The following is a 13145-nucleotide window of genomic DNA, read 5'->3' as shown; positions in this document are numbered from 1 at the left end:
CGGCTTCGCGGTCGCGGCATCCGCTCGTCTAGGCTCGCCGTCATGGCCACCGAAGACCGCACTCCCACCGATGTCGACCGGATCGCCGAGGAGTGGGTCGACACGATCGTCGAGCTGAACCCCACCGTCGGCACCTACATCGGCCGCACCGAGCAGGACCACCGGCTTCCGGACCTCTCGCCCGACGGCCATGAGGCCCGCATCGCGGCCGTCCGGGCGACGCGAGCGGCGCTCCAGGCTGCGAACCCCGCAGATGACGTGGACCGGATCACGGTGGTCGACCTGGGCAGCGAGCTCGGGCTCGACCTCGAGGCGGATGCGGCCGGCCTGCACCTGCGCGACCTCAACGTCATCGCGAGCCCCGCACAGGAGATCCGCGAGGTCTTCGACCTGATGCCCACTGCATCCGAGGAGGACTGGGCGCGGATCTCGGCGCGGCTCGGCGCGGTCTCCGACGCGATCGACGGGTACATCGAGACGCTGCGGCTCGGGATCGAACGGGACACCGTGCCGGCCGTCCGCCAGGTCCACGAGGTCGCCGTCCAGGCGCGCCGGCACGCGCGGACCGACGGCTTCTTCGCCGCCTTCGTCGGCGGCGCGGGCACGGTGGTCGGCGAGTCGCTGCGACGCGACCTCGACGCCGGAGCCGCGCAGGCGGCATCCGCCTACGGCCGGCTCGCCGAGTTCCTCGAGGGCGAACTCGCGCCGCGCGCCGGCGAGGCCGACGCGGTCGGCCGGGAGTTGTACGCGCTCCGGTCGCGTCACTTCCTCGGGGCGGTGATCGACCTCGACGAGACGTACGAGTGGGGGATCGATGAGCTCGCCCGGATGGTCGCCGAGCAGGAGGCCGTCGCGAACCGCATCCTCCCGGGGGCGAGCGTCGAGGAGGCGGTCGCGCACCTGGAATCCGACCCGGCGCGCAAGCTCGTCGGCACCGATGCGCTGCAGCGGTGGATGCAGGAGACCAGCGACCGCGCGGTCGCCGAGCTCGGAGCGACCCAGTTCGACATCCCGGAGGAGATCCGCACGCTCGAGTGCCGCATCGCGCCGACCCAGGAGGGCGGGATCTACTACACGGGTCCGAGCGACGACTTCACGCGGCCCGGGCGCATGTGGTGGTCGGTGCCCGAGGGCGTCACCGAATTCGACACCTGGCGCGAGAAGACCACGGTGTACCACGAGGGTGTACCCGGTCATCACCTCCAGATCGGGCAGGCCGTCGTGAACCGGCGGCAGCTGAACACCTGGCGCCGACAGCTCGCCGGCACGTCGGGACACGCCGAGGGGTGGGCGCTGTACGCCGAGCGGCTCATGCAGGAGCTCGGATACCTCGACGACCCGGCGGACCGGCTCGGCATGCTCGACGGGCAGCGGATGCGCGCAGCGCGCGTCGTGCTCGACATCGGCGTGCACCTCGGCAAGCGGCGTCCCGACGGCGACGGTGTGTGGACGGGGGAGTACGCGTTCGAGTTCATGGGCCGGAACGTCAACATGCCGCCGGAGTTCGTGCGGTTCGAGGTGCACCGCTACCTCGGCTGGCCCGGACAGGCGCCGTCGTACAAGGTCGGGCAGCGTATCTGGGAGCAGCTGCGCGACGACGTGCGCCGGCGCGACGGGCAGGCTTTCGACATCCGCGAATACCACCGTCGGGCGCTCTCGCTCGGCGGGGTCGGGCTCGACACGCTGCGGGGTGCGTTGGCGGCGTGACGGCGGAATGGCGCGACACGCCCGGGTTGCTCGGTGCTGCCGCGAGCGGCTAGGATGGAGTGTCACTCGTGTGACAATCCTGTCCGCCTGCCCGTCGCGGACCAACCAAAGACACCGCTCTTCCCGCGTCGGGCCCGATACTGTCCATTCGGAGCATCCACTACATGACAACCGCAACGACCAAGGCGCCCAAGCAGGTCGCGATCAACGACATCGGATCTGCTGACGATTTCCTCGCCGCGGTCGAGAAGACGCTCAAGTTCTTCAACGACGGCGACCTCATCGAGGGCACCGTCGTGAAGATCGACCGCGACGAGGTCCTCCTCGACGTCGGCTACAAGACCGAGGGTGTCATCCCCTCGCGCGAACTTTCCATCAAGCACGACGTCGACCCCAGCGAGGTCGTCGAGGTCGGCGACACCGTCGAGGCCCTCGTTCTCCAGAAGGAGGACAAGGAAGGCCGTCTGATCCTGTCGAAGAAGCGCGCGCAGTACGAGCGCGCGTGGGGCGACGTGGAGAAGATCAAGGAGAACGACGGCGTCGTCACCGGCTCGGTCATCGAGGTCGTCAAGGGCGGCCTCATCGTCGACATCGGCCTCCGCGGCTTCCTGCCCGCGTCGCTCATCGAGCTGCGCCGAGTCCGCGACCTCACGCCGTACCTCGGCCAGGAGATCGAGGCGAAGATCCTCGAGCTCGACAAGAACCGCAACAACGTGGTCCTGTCGCGTCGCGCCCTCCTCGAGCAGACCCAGTCGGAGTCGCGCTCGACCTTCCTGCAGAACCTCCACCCGGGCCAGATCCGCAAGGGCGTCATCTCGTCGATCGTCAACTTCGGTGCGTTCGTCGACCTCGGTGGCGTCGACGGTCTCGTCCACGTCTCGGAGCTCTCGTGGAAGCACATCGAGCACGCGTCCGAGGTCGTCGAGGTCGGCCAGGAGGTCACCGTCGAGGTGCTCTCCGTCGAGCTCGACCGCGAGCGCGTCTCGCTCTCGCTCAAGGCGACCCAGGAGGACCCGTGGCAGGTCTTCGCGCGCACGCACGCGATCGGCCAGGTCACCCCGGGCAAGGTCACGAAGCTCGTCCCGTTCGGTGCGTTCGTCCGCGTCGCGGACGGCATCGAGGGCCTCGTGCACATCTCGGAGCTGTCCGGCCGCCACGTCGAGCTGGCCGAGCAGGTCGTCTCGGTGGGCGAGGAGGTCTTCGTCAAGGTCATCGACATCGACCTCGAGCGTCGCCGCATCTCGCTCTCGCTCAAGCAGGCGAACGACGGCGTCGACCCCGAGGGCACCGAGTTCGACCCGGCGCTCTACGGCATGCTCACCGAGTACGACGAGCAGGGCAACTACAAGTACCCCGAGGGCTTCGACCCGGAGACCAACGAGTGGCGCGAGGGCTTCGAGGCCCAGCGCGAGAAGTGGGAGCAGGAGTACGCTGCGGCCCAGGCTCGCTGGGAGGCGCACAAGAAGCAGGTCGCGGCCTCGCTCGCGGCGCAGACGTCGGACGACTCGTTCTCGTCGGGCACCTCGTCGTACTCCAGCGACTCGGCCGGTGCGGGCACCCTCGCCGACGACGCCTCGCTGGCGGCGCTGCGCGAGAAGCTCTCGAGCAACTGATCGAGTCGCGCGGCGTCGCGCCGCGCGAACGGCACACGGAAGGCCGGTCCCCTCGGGGGCCGGCCTTCCGTCGTCCGGGTGCGCCGCCCGACCACCCGTAGAGTGGACCTCGTGTATCTGATCGGTCTCACCGGCGGCATCGCGTCGGGCAAGTCCACCGTTGCGCGTCGACTCGTCGAGCACGGCGCCATCCACATCGACGCCGACCAGCTCGCGCGTCGCGTCGTCGAACCTGGCACGACCTGCCTGGAGGAGATCGTCGCCGCGTTCGGAGAGGATGTCCGGAGGTCCGACGGGACGCTCGACCGGCAGCGACTGGGTGAACTCGTGTTCCGGGACGATGACGCGCGAGCCAGGCTGAACGCGATCGTGCATCCAGCCGTGCGGGAGTTGTCCGCGAAGCTCATCGCGAAGGCCGAGGCCGACGACCCGGATGCGGTCGTCGTCTACGACGTGCCGCTCCTCGTCGAGGCGCAGGTCGACCACCCGTTCGACCTCGTCGTCGTGACGAGCGCGCCGAAGCGCGCGCAGGTCAAGCGACTCGTCGAGGAACGCGGATTCGATCCCATCCAGGCCGAGGCCCGAGTCGACGCCCAGGTGAGCGATGAGGAGCGACGTGCGGTGGCGGACGTCGTCATCGACACCGGCGGAACGATCGCGCACACCGTGAGCCAGGCCGACGCGCTGTGGGTCGACATCGACCGGGCGAGACGCGCCGAGCACGCCTGACGTACGCCCTCGGCGTACCCGGCTCGCCTGTCGGTGGGCCGACCTAGACTCGGATCCATGCAGTCGACCCGTTCCGTGCGCCCGTTCGAGGTCGTCAGCGAGTATGCGCCGAGCGGCGACCAGCCCCAGGCGATCGCCGACCTCGCAGCGCGAATCAACGCGGGCGAGACCGACGTCGTGCTGCTCGGTGCGACCGGCACGGGCAAGTCCGCCACGACGGCCTGGCTGATCGAGCAGGTCCAGCGGCCGACGCTCGTGCTCGCGCACAACAAGACGCTCGCCGCACAGCTCGCGAACGAGTTCCGGGAACTCATGCCGAACAATGCCGTGGAGTACTTCGTCTCGTACTACGACTACTACCAGCCCGAGGCGTACGTGCCGCAGACGGACACCTTCATCGAGAAGGACTCGTCGATCAACGCCGAGGTGGAGCGTTTGCGGCACTCGACGACGAACTCGCTGCTCAGTCGGCGCGATGTCGTGGTGGTCTCGACGGTCTCGTGCATCTACGGCCTCGGCACGCCCGAGGAGTACCTCAGCGCCATGATGCCGCTGCAGGTCGGGCAGCGGGTCGACCGCGACTGGCTCATCCGCAAGTTCGTCTCGATGCAGTACCAGCGCAACGACGTCGACTTCTCGCGCGGCACCTTCCGCGTCCGTGGCGACACGATCGAGATCATCCCGGTGTACGAGGAGCACGCGATCCGCATCGAGATGTTCGGCGACGAGATCGAGGCGCTGCACAGCCTGCATCCGCTGACCGGAACGGTCGTGGCGAAGCTCGACGCGGTGCCGGTGTTCCCTGCGTCGCACTACGTCGCGAGCGTCGACGTCATGCAGCGGGCGATCGGCACGATCCGCGACGAGCTCGACGAGCGGCTGCAGGAGCTCGAGCGCGAGGGGAAGCTCCTCGAGGCGCAGCGGCTCCGCATGCGGACGACGTTCGATCTCGAGATGATGGAGCAGATCGGCTTCTGCTCGGGCATCGAGAACTACTCGCGCCACATCGACGGGAGGGCACCCGGCGAGGCGCCGCACTGCCTCCTCGACTACTTCCCCGACGACTTCCTCGTCGTCATCGACGAGTCGCACGTCACCGTTCCGCAGATCGGCGCGATGTACGAGGGCGACGCGTCGCGCAAGCGCACGCTCGTCGAGCACGGTTTCCGCCTGCCGAGCGCCCTCGACAACCGACCGTTGAAGTGGGACGAGTTCAAGGACCGGGTCGGCCAGACCGTGTACCTCTCGGCGACGCCCGGCAGGTACGAGATGGGCATCGCCGACGGCGTCGTCGAGCAGATCATCCGTCCGACGGGCCTCGTCGACCCCGAGATCGTGGTGAAGCAGAGCAAGGGCCAGATCGACGACCTGCTCGAGGAGATCCGGGCCAGGGCCGAGCGCGACGAGCGCGTGCTCGTCACGACGCTCACGAAGCGGATGGCGGAGGAGCTCACCGACTTCCTGACCGAGGCCGGCGTGCGCGTGCGATACCTGCACTCCGACGTCGACACGCTCCGGCGCGTCGAACTCCTGACGGAACTGCGTGCGGGCGTCTACGACGTGCTCGTGGGCATCAACCTCCTCCGCGAGGGGCTCGACCTGCCCGAGGTGTCGCTCGTGGCGATCCTCGACGCCGACAAGGAGGGCTTCCTGAGGTCGTCGACCTCGCTCATCCAGACGATCGGTCGAGCGGCCCGCAACGTCTCCGGCCAGGTGCACATGTACGCCGACGTGATGACCGAGTCGATGCAGCTCGCGATCGACGAGACGAACCGGCGGCGCGACCGGCAGATCGAGTACAACCGCGTGAACGGCATCGACCCGACGCCGCTCCGCAAGCGGATCGCCGACATCACCGAGGTCCTCGCGCGCGAGGAGGCCGACACCGCCGCACTCCTCGCCGGCCGCGACGGGCGCAGGACCTCGCCGGTCCCGATGCGGCGCGACGGCATCGCCGCGGCCGGAGCGAACGACCTCGAGGAGCTCATCCGCGACCTCAACGACCAGATGCTCGAGGCCGCGGGCGAGTTGAAGTTCGAGCTCGCGGCCCGCCTGCGCGACGAGGTGTCCGAGTTGAAACGCGAGCTGCGGCAGATGGAGAAGGCGGGCCACCTGGGCTGATCATGCGACGCGGGCCACGAGGCATCCGACTGGGAATCGAACGTGTGTTCGCTCTCAGCAGGTGTGCTCGCGGCGAGAGTGTCGGAGGCCGTTCGTAGACTCGTAGGGTGCCAGTTTCACGTCTCGATGCCCATTCGCGCCTGAGTGTCCGCGGGGCACGCGTCCACAACCTGCGCGACGTCGACGTCGAGATCCCTCGCGACGCGATGGTGGTGTTCACCGGGCTCTCGGGGTCCGGCAAGTCGTCCCTCGCGTTCGACACGATCTTCGCCGAGGGCCAGCGCCGCTACGTCGAGTCGCTCTCCGCATACGCGAGGCAGTTCCTCGGGCAGGTCGATCGGCCCGACGTCGACTTCATCGAGGGGCTCAGCCCCGCCGTGTCGATCGACCAGAAGTCCACCAACCGCAACCCGAGGTCGACGGTCGGCACGATCACCGAGATCTACGACTACATGCGCCTGCTCTGGGCGCGCATCGGCGTGCCGCACTGCCCCGTCTGCGGCGAACGGATCCAGCGGCAAACGGTGCAGCAGATCGCCGACCGGCTCATGGAACTCGAGGCGGGCACCCGGTTCCAGGTTCTGAGCCCTGTCGTGTCGCAGAAGAAGGGAGAGTTCGTCGACCTGTTCCGCGAGCTCTCCGGGCAGGGCTACTCGCGAGCCGTGGTCGACGGCGAACTCATCCGCCTCGACGAGGCGCCGAAGCTGAAGAAGCAGGTCAAGCACGACATCTCGGTCGTGATCGACCGCCTCGTCGCCTCCGACGACATCCTCGGTCGACTCACCGATTCGCTCGAGACGGCGCTGCGTCTCACCGACGGACTCGTACAGGTCAACTACGTCGATCGCGAGGGGGATGCCGCGTGGCAGACCTTCTCCGAAAAGCTCAGCTGCCCGAACCAGCACCCGATCGCGCTCACCGAGATCGAGCCTCGGACCTTCTCGTTCAACGCCCCGTTCGGCGCGTGTCCCGAGTGCTCCGGGCTCGGAACGCGCATGTCGGTCGACGAGGAGCTGCTGCTCGGCGATCCGGCCCTCAGCATCGCCGAGGGCGTCATCCTCCCGTGGACCTCGCAGGGCAAGAGCCTCTACAACTACTACGAGAAACTGCTCGACGGGCTGGCACGCGACCTCGGATTCTCGCTCGACACCCCGTGGGAGGAGTTGGACGCCGACGCTCGCCACGCCGTGCTGCGCGGCGACAACTTCGAGGTGCGCGTGCGCTGGCGAAACCGCTACGGGCGCGAGATGAGCTACACCTCCGGCTTCGAGGGCGTCGTGCCCTACATCGAGCGGCAGTACCTCCAGGCCGAGACCGATGTGCAGCGCGCGCGTTGGGCGGAGTACCTCCGCGAGATCCCCTGTCCGGTCTGCCACGGCGACCGGTTGAAGCCCGAGGTGCTCTCGGTCCTGATCCACGAGGCGTCGATCGCCGACGTGTGCCGGCTCAGCCTGCACGACGCGCGGGCGTTCATGGACCGCCTCGAGCTGACCGACCGCGAGCAGGCGATCGCGGCCCAGGTGCTCCGCGAGATCAAGCTCCGACTCGACTTCCTCATCCGCGTCGGGCTCAGCTACCTCGACCTGGCACGTGCCGCTGGCACGCTCTCCGGTGGCGAGGCGCAGCGCATCCGGCTCGCGACCCAGATCGGCTCGGGCCTGACCGGTGTGCTCTACGTACTCGACGAGCCCAGCATCGGCCTGCACCAGCGCGACAATCGCCGCCTCATCGACACGCTCGTCGCCCTGCGCGACCTCGGCAACACCCTGATCGTCGTGGAGCACGATGAGGACACGATCCGCACGGCCGACTGGATCGTCGATATCGGCCCGGGCGCGGGCGTGCACGGCGGCACGGTCGTGCACAGCGGCAGCTACGCCGACCTCATGAAGAACACCCGGTCGCTCACGGGCGACTACCTGGCCGGCCGCAAGGAGATCGCGATCCCGCCGACGCGGCGCCCGATCGACCCGTCGCGGGTCATCCGCGTCGAGGGCGCGCAGGCGAACAACCTTCGCGGCGTCGACGTCGACTTCCCGCTCGGGACCTTCACCGCGGTCACCGGTGTCAGCGGGTCGGGCAAGTCCTCCCTCGTCAATGACATCCTGTACCGCGTGCTCGCCAACCGGCTGAACGGGGCGCGCAAGGTGCCGGGCAAGCATCGCCGCGTGAGTGGTCTCGAGCACCTCGACAAGGTCGTGCACGTCGACCAGGCGCCCATCGGCCGGACGCCGCGATCGAACCCGGCGACCTACACCGGCGTCTTCGACCGCATCCGAACACTGTTCTCCGAGACGGCGGAGGCGAAGGCGCGCGGGTACCTGCCGGGGCGGTTCAGCTTCAACGTCAAGGGCGGCCGCTGCGAGGCGTGCTCGGGCGACGGCACCATCAAGATCGAGATGAACTTCCTCCCCGACGTCTACGTGGCGTGCGAGGTGTGCGGTGGGCAGCGATACAACCGCGAGACGCTCCAAGTGCACTACAAGGGCAAGAACATCGCCGAGGTGCTCGAGATGCCGATCAGCGAGGCCGCCGAGTTCTTCGAGCCGATCTCCGCGATCCACCGCTACCTCAAGACCCTCGTCGACGTCGGCCTCGGGTACGTGCAGCTCGGCCAGAGCGCGACCACGCTCTCAGGCGGCGAGGCGCAGCGGGTGAAGCTCGCGACGGAGCTGCAGCGTCGGTCGAACGGCCGCAGCGTCTACGTGCTCGACGAGCCGACGACCGGCCTGCACTTCGAAGACGTGCGGAAGCTGCTGAAGGTCCTCGGCAAGCTCGTCGACAAGGGCAACACGGTGATCGTCATCGAGCACAGCCTCGACGTCATCAAGTCGGCGGACTGGATCATCGACCTCGGGCCCGAGGGCGGCTCAGGGGGCGGGCAGGTCGTCGCGACGGGCACGCCCGAGCAGGTCGCCGCGGTCCACGAGAGTCACACCGGGTACTTCCTGCGCGAGATCTTCGAGGCTGCCGCCGGCCCGGCGGTCGCCGCCAGCTGAACATGGCGAACACCGTCCCGTACCGTCCGCGTCCGGGCGAGATCCCGACGAACCCCGGCGTGTACCGGTTCCGCGACGCCGACCGCCGCGTGCTCTACGTCGGCAAGGCCATGAACCTGCGCGCCCGGTTGTCGAACTACTTCGCACCGCTCCACACGCTGCACGAGCGCACGCGTCGGATGGTCACGACCGCGGCCTCCGTCGAGTGGACCGTCGTCGGCAACGACATCGAGGCGCTCCAGCTCGAGTACACGTGGATCAAGGAGTTCGATCCGCCGTTCAACGTCAAGTACCGCGACGACAAGTCGTACCCGTACCTCGCGGTGACGCTCGCCGACGAGGCGCCGCGCGCGATCGTCACGCGGCGCCGCGGCATCCCCGGTGCGAGGTACTTCGGCCCGTACCCCAAGGTGTGGGCGGTGAACGAGACGCTCGACCTGCTCTTGAAGCTCTTCCCGATACGCACCTGCAAGGACTCCGACTACAAGCGCGCGATGCAGACCGGCAAGCCCTGCTTCGCCGGCCAGATCGGGCGATGCTTCGGTCCGTGCTCGGGCCGGGTCACGGTGGCCGAGCATCGGGTGAACGTCGACCGCTTCGTCGCATTCATGCAGAACCAGGACCGCCGCATCATCACCGACCTCACGCAGCAGATGCGCGCGGCAGCAGCGGTCCAGGACTACGAGACCGCCGCTCGTCGGCGAGACGAGCTGCAGGCGGCCGAGTCGTTCTTCGAGAAGAGCGCGGTCGTGCTCCGCGACCACGTCGACGTCGACGTCTTCGGCATCGACCACGACGAGCTCGCCGCCGCAGTGCACCTGTTCATGGTCCGAGGCGGCCGCGTCCGCGGTGTGCGCTCATGGACCGTCGACACCGAGCTCGACATGAGCCTCGGCGACCTGGTCGACTCCGTCGTGCAGAACGCGTACGGCGACGACATCCGCCCGCCGGCCGAGGTCGTCGTCCCGGCACTGCCGGATGACGCGGACGCGCTCGAGGGCTGGCTTGCGGCGCTCGGCGGTCGGAAGGTGCGCCTCCGGGCCGCCCGTCGCGGCGACAAGGCCGCGCTGCTCGAGACGGCGACGCAGAACGCGCGCCAGACCCTCGTGCTGTACAAGACGCGGCGGAGCGCCGACTTCACCGCGCGATCGCGCGCGCTGGAAGACATCCAGGAGGCCCTCGGCATGGCCGACGCGCCGCTCCGCATCGAATGCTTCGACGTGTCGCACCTGAGCGGCACCAACGTCGTCGCCTCGATGGTGGTCTTCGAGGACGGCCTACCGAGAAAAGACGAGTACCGGCGTTTCACGATCCCGAGCACCACCGACGACACCGACTCCATCCACCAGGTGCTCACGCGGCGGCTCGCCTACTTGGCCGCGCCGACGCACGGTGAGGCCGAATCGGATGCTGCGGGTGCAGCTTCCACGCGGCGCGACGCGGCGGCGCGGGGCGCCGAGCCGACCCCCGAGAACGGCGGCGAGATCGTGACGCCATCGCGACGCGCGAAGTTCGCGTACCGCCCGAACCTGCTCGTGGTGGACGGCGGCCAGCCGCAGGTCGCGGCCGCCGAGCGCGCGCTGCGCGAATCCGGCGTCGAGGGCATCTACCTGTGCGGAATCGCCAAGCGCCTGGAGGAGATCTGGACCCCCGAGTCCGACTTCCCGGTCATCCTCCCGCGCAACAGCGACGCCCTCTTCCTGTTCCAGCGTGTCCGAGACGAGGCCCACCGCTTCGCGATCACGCATCAGCGTCAACGCCGGAAGCGCGACATCACGACGGTCCTCTCCGAGGTGCCCGGGCTCGGACCGGCACGGGTGAAGGCGCTCCTGAAGCACTTCGGCTCGGTCGCCCGACTCCGCCAGGCCGACGAGCCGGCCATCGCGGAAGTGCCCGGCATCGGCCCGAGCCTCGCCACGGCCATCCACGCGCACCTGGAGGGAACGCGCCGCTCCGCCGCGGGCTAGGCTGGACCACCGGGGGAACGCACGAAGGGAGCGCCGACCGAGATGACCGACGGCGATCGCCAGGAGATGCTCATCGTCACGGGGATGTCGGGAGCAGGCCGCTCCACCGTCGCCGACGCACTCGAAGACCTGGGGTGGTACGTCGTCGACAACCTCCCGCCCCAGATGCTCCGGCCGCTCGTCGACCTGGCGCAGCGAGCGGGAGCATCACTGCCGCGGATCGCGGCCGTCGTCGACATCCGCGGCGGCACCTTCTTCTCGGAGCTGCAGGAGATGGTCGAGTCCCTGCGTGCCAGGGTCGATGTCCGGGTCGTCTTCCTCGACGCCAACGACGCGGTGCTCGTGCGACGCTTCGAGTCCGTGCGACGACCCCACCCGCTGCAGGGAGACGGCACGCTGCTCGACGGCATCACCGCCGAACGTGCCAGGCTCGCAGAGGTCCGCGAATCCAGCGACATCATCGTCGACAGCTCCGACCTCAACATCCATCAGCTCGCCACGCTCGTCACCGAGACCTTCGCAGAGGAGGACCGCGCTGGACTGCGTGTCATCGTGCAGAGCTTCGGCTTCAAGTACGGCCTGCCCCCCGATGCCGATCTGGTGGCGGACGCCCGCTTCCTGCCGAACCCGTTCTGGGAACCCGAACTGCGCGCGCACACCGGCGAGGATCCGGAGGTCGCCGAGTACGTCCTCGATCAGCCAGGGGCGCGCGAGTTCCTCGATGCCTACGTCGCGGCACTCCGGCCGGTGCTCGAGGGCTACCAGCGCGAGAACAAGCGCCACGCGACGATCGCGCTCGGCTGCACCGGCGGCAAGCACCGGTCGGTGGCCCTGGTCCGCGAGCTCGCTGCGCGCCTGAGATCGATCCCCGGACTCGCGGTCAGCATCAAGCACCGCGACCTCGGACGCGAATGAACGGGCGCCGACCGCGCCGACGCAACACAGAGAGGACGACCACGTGGCCCTGACCGCTGAGGTGAAAGAGGAGCTGGCGAAGGTCGAGGTGACCCGGACCTCGGTCCGCGCCGCGGAACTCGCATCGGTGCTCCGATTCGCCGGGGGACTCCACATCATCTCGGGGCGCATCGCCATCGAGGCCGAACTCGACGCGCCCGTGATCGCGCGCAGGGTCACCCGCGACCTCGGTGAACTGTACGGCGTGCGGCCCGACGTCTCCGTGATCTCCGCGTCCGGACTGCGTCGCACGAACCAGTACCTCGTGCGCGTGCTCGACGGCGGCGAGACGCTCGCGCGCCAGACCGGGCTCCTCGACGCGCGACGTCGCCCGGTGCGCGGCCTCCCGAACAAGCTGACGACCGGTTCGCGCGACGAGGTCGCCGCCGTCTGGCGCGGCGCGTTCCTCGCGCGGGGGAGTCTCACGGACCCCGGCCGGTCCGCCGCCCTGGAGGTGACGTGCCCCGGAGGCGAGACGGCGATGGCGCTCGTCGGCGCTGCAGGGCGCCTCGGCGTCTCGGCGAAGGCGCGCGAGGTCCGAGGCGTGCACCGCGTGGTCATCCGCGATGGCGAGGCCATCAGCTCGATGCTCGCGGTCATGGGTGCCGACGAGACGGTCCGCAACTGGGAGGAGCTGCGCCAGCGGCGGGAGGTCAGGGCCACGGCGAACCGGCTCGTGAACTTCGACGACGCGAACCTGAGGCGCTCCGCGCAGGCCGCGGTCGCGGCGTGCGCGCGGGTCGAGCGCGCGATGGAGATCCTGGGTGACGAGATCCCGGAGCACCTGAAGTACGCCGGCGACCTGCGCCTCGCGCATCGCGACGCGAGCCTCGACGAGCTCGGCCACCACGCCGACCCGCCCCTGACGAAGGACGCGGTCGCAGGACGCATCCGTCGCCTCCTGGCCATGGCCGACAAGCGCGCCGTCGAACTCGGCGTGCCGGGCACGGAGGCGAACCTCCCCGCCGACCTCGACGACGTCTGAACGAGGCCCGAGCGGTGCCCGGGCGGTGCCCGCATGCCGTCAACCCCCGTCATCCGGCCCGGACACGGGC

At 69.2% G+C, this 13145-nt stretch carries 8 protein-coding genes; all 8 read left to right on the top strand.

The features are described 5' to 3' along the window. Nucleotides 1–42: 42 nt before the first annotated feature. Complete coding sequence (locus ACIQH8_RS11660) at nucleotides 43–1707, top strand: DUF885 domain-containing protein (RefSeq protein ID WP_400998720.1); 1665 nt, start codon at nucleotides 43–45, stop codon at nucleotides 1705–1707. A 164-nt stretch (nucleotides 1708–1871) separates the two neighbouring features. Continuing rightward, nucleotides 1872–3320 (top strand): 30S ribosomal protein S1, encoded by a 1449-nt coding sequence (gene rpsA, locus ACIQH8_RS11655; protein WP_400998717.1) that lies wholly within the window; start codon nucleotides 1872–1874, stop codon nucleotides 3318–3320. A gap of 111 nt (nucleotides 3321–3431) precedes the next feature. Next, nucleotides 3432–4049: a dephospho-CoA kinase gene (coaE, locus tag ACIQH8_RS11650; protein WP_400998714.1), complete on the top strand. Its 618-nt coding sequence runs from the start codon at nucleotides 3432–3434 to the stop codon at nucleotides 4047–4049. Between the two features lie 57 nt (nucleotides 4050–4106). Beyond that, entirely contained in the window at nucleotides 4107–6170 is a 2064-nt protein-coding gene (gene uvrB, locus ACIQH8_RS11645; RefSeq protein WP_400998711.1) for an excinuclease ABC subunit UvrB, read from the top strand. 107 nt (nucleotides 6171–6277) lie between these two features. Further along, nucleotides 6278–9169, top strand: a complete 2892-nt coding sequence (uvrA, locus tag ACIQH8_RS11640; RefSeq protein WP_400998707.1) for an excinuclease ABC subunit UvrA — start codon at nucleotides 6278–6280, stop codon at nucleotides 9167–9169. A gap of 2 nt (nucleotides 9170–9171) precedes the next feature. Then, nucleotides 9172–11136 (top strand): excinuclease ABC subunit UvrC, encoded by a 1965-nt coding sequence (uvrC, locus tag ACIQH8_RS11635; protein WP_400998704.1) that lies wholly within the window; start codon nucleotides 9172–9174, stop codon nucleotides 11134–11136. Between the two features lie 42 nt (nucleotides 11137–11178). After that, complete coding sequence (rapZ, locus tag ACIQH8_RS11630; RefSeq protein WP_400998701.1) at nucleotides 11179–12051, top strand: RNase adapter RapZ; 873 nt, start codon at nucleotides 11179–11181, stop codon at nucleotides 12049–12051. 43 nt (nucleotides 12052–12094) lie between these two features. Then, on the top strand, nucleotides 12095–13075 hold the full coding sequence (gene whiA, locus ACIQH8_RS11625) for a DNA-binding protein WhiA (protein ID WP_400998698.1): 981 nt from the start codon (nucleotides 12095–12097) through the stop codon (nucleotides 13073–13075). The last annotated feature ends 70 nt before the right edge of the window (nucleotides 13076–13145 follow it).

The sequence above is a fragment of the Agromyces sp. GXQ0307 genome, from assembly GCF_044769845.1.
Taxonomy (GTDB): Bacteria; Actinomycetota; Actinomycetes; order Actinomycetales; family Microbacteriaceae; genus Agromyces.
Note: the sequence above shows the minus strand (reverse complement) of the source record. Positions and strands in the feature narration are given on the sequence as shown.

Coding starts and splice junctions, on each gene's coding strand:
- ACIQH8_RS11660 (WP_400998720.1), top strand. CDS start 43: ATGGCCACCGAAGACCGCACTCCCACCGATGTCGACCGGATCGCCGAG.
- rpsA (WP_400998717.1), top strand. CDS start 1,872: ATGACAACCGCAACGACCAAGGCGCCCAAGCAGGTCGCGATCAACGAC.
- uvrB (WP_400998711.1), top strand. CDS start 4,107: ATGCAGTCGACCCGTTCCGTGCGCCCGTTCGAGGTCGTCAGCGAGTAT.
- uvrC (WP_400998704.1), top strand. CDS start 9,172: ATGGCGAACACCGTCCCGTACCGTCCGCGTCCGGGCGAGATCCCGACG.
- rapZ (WP_400998701.1), top strand. CDS start 11,179: ATGACCGACGGCGATCGCCAGGAGATGCTCATCGTCACGGGGATGTCG.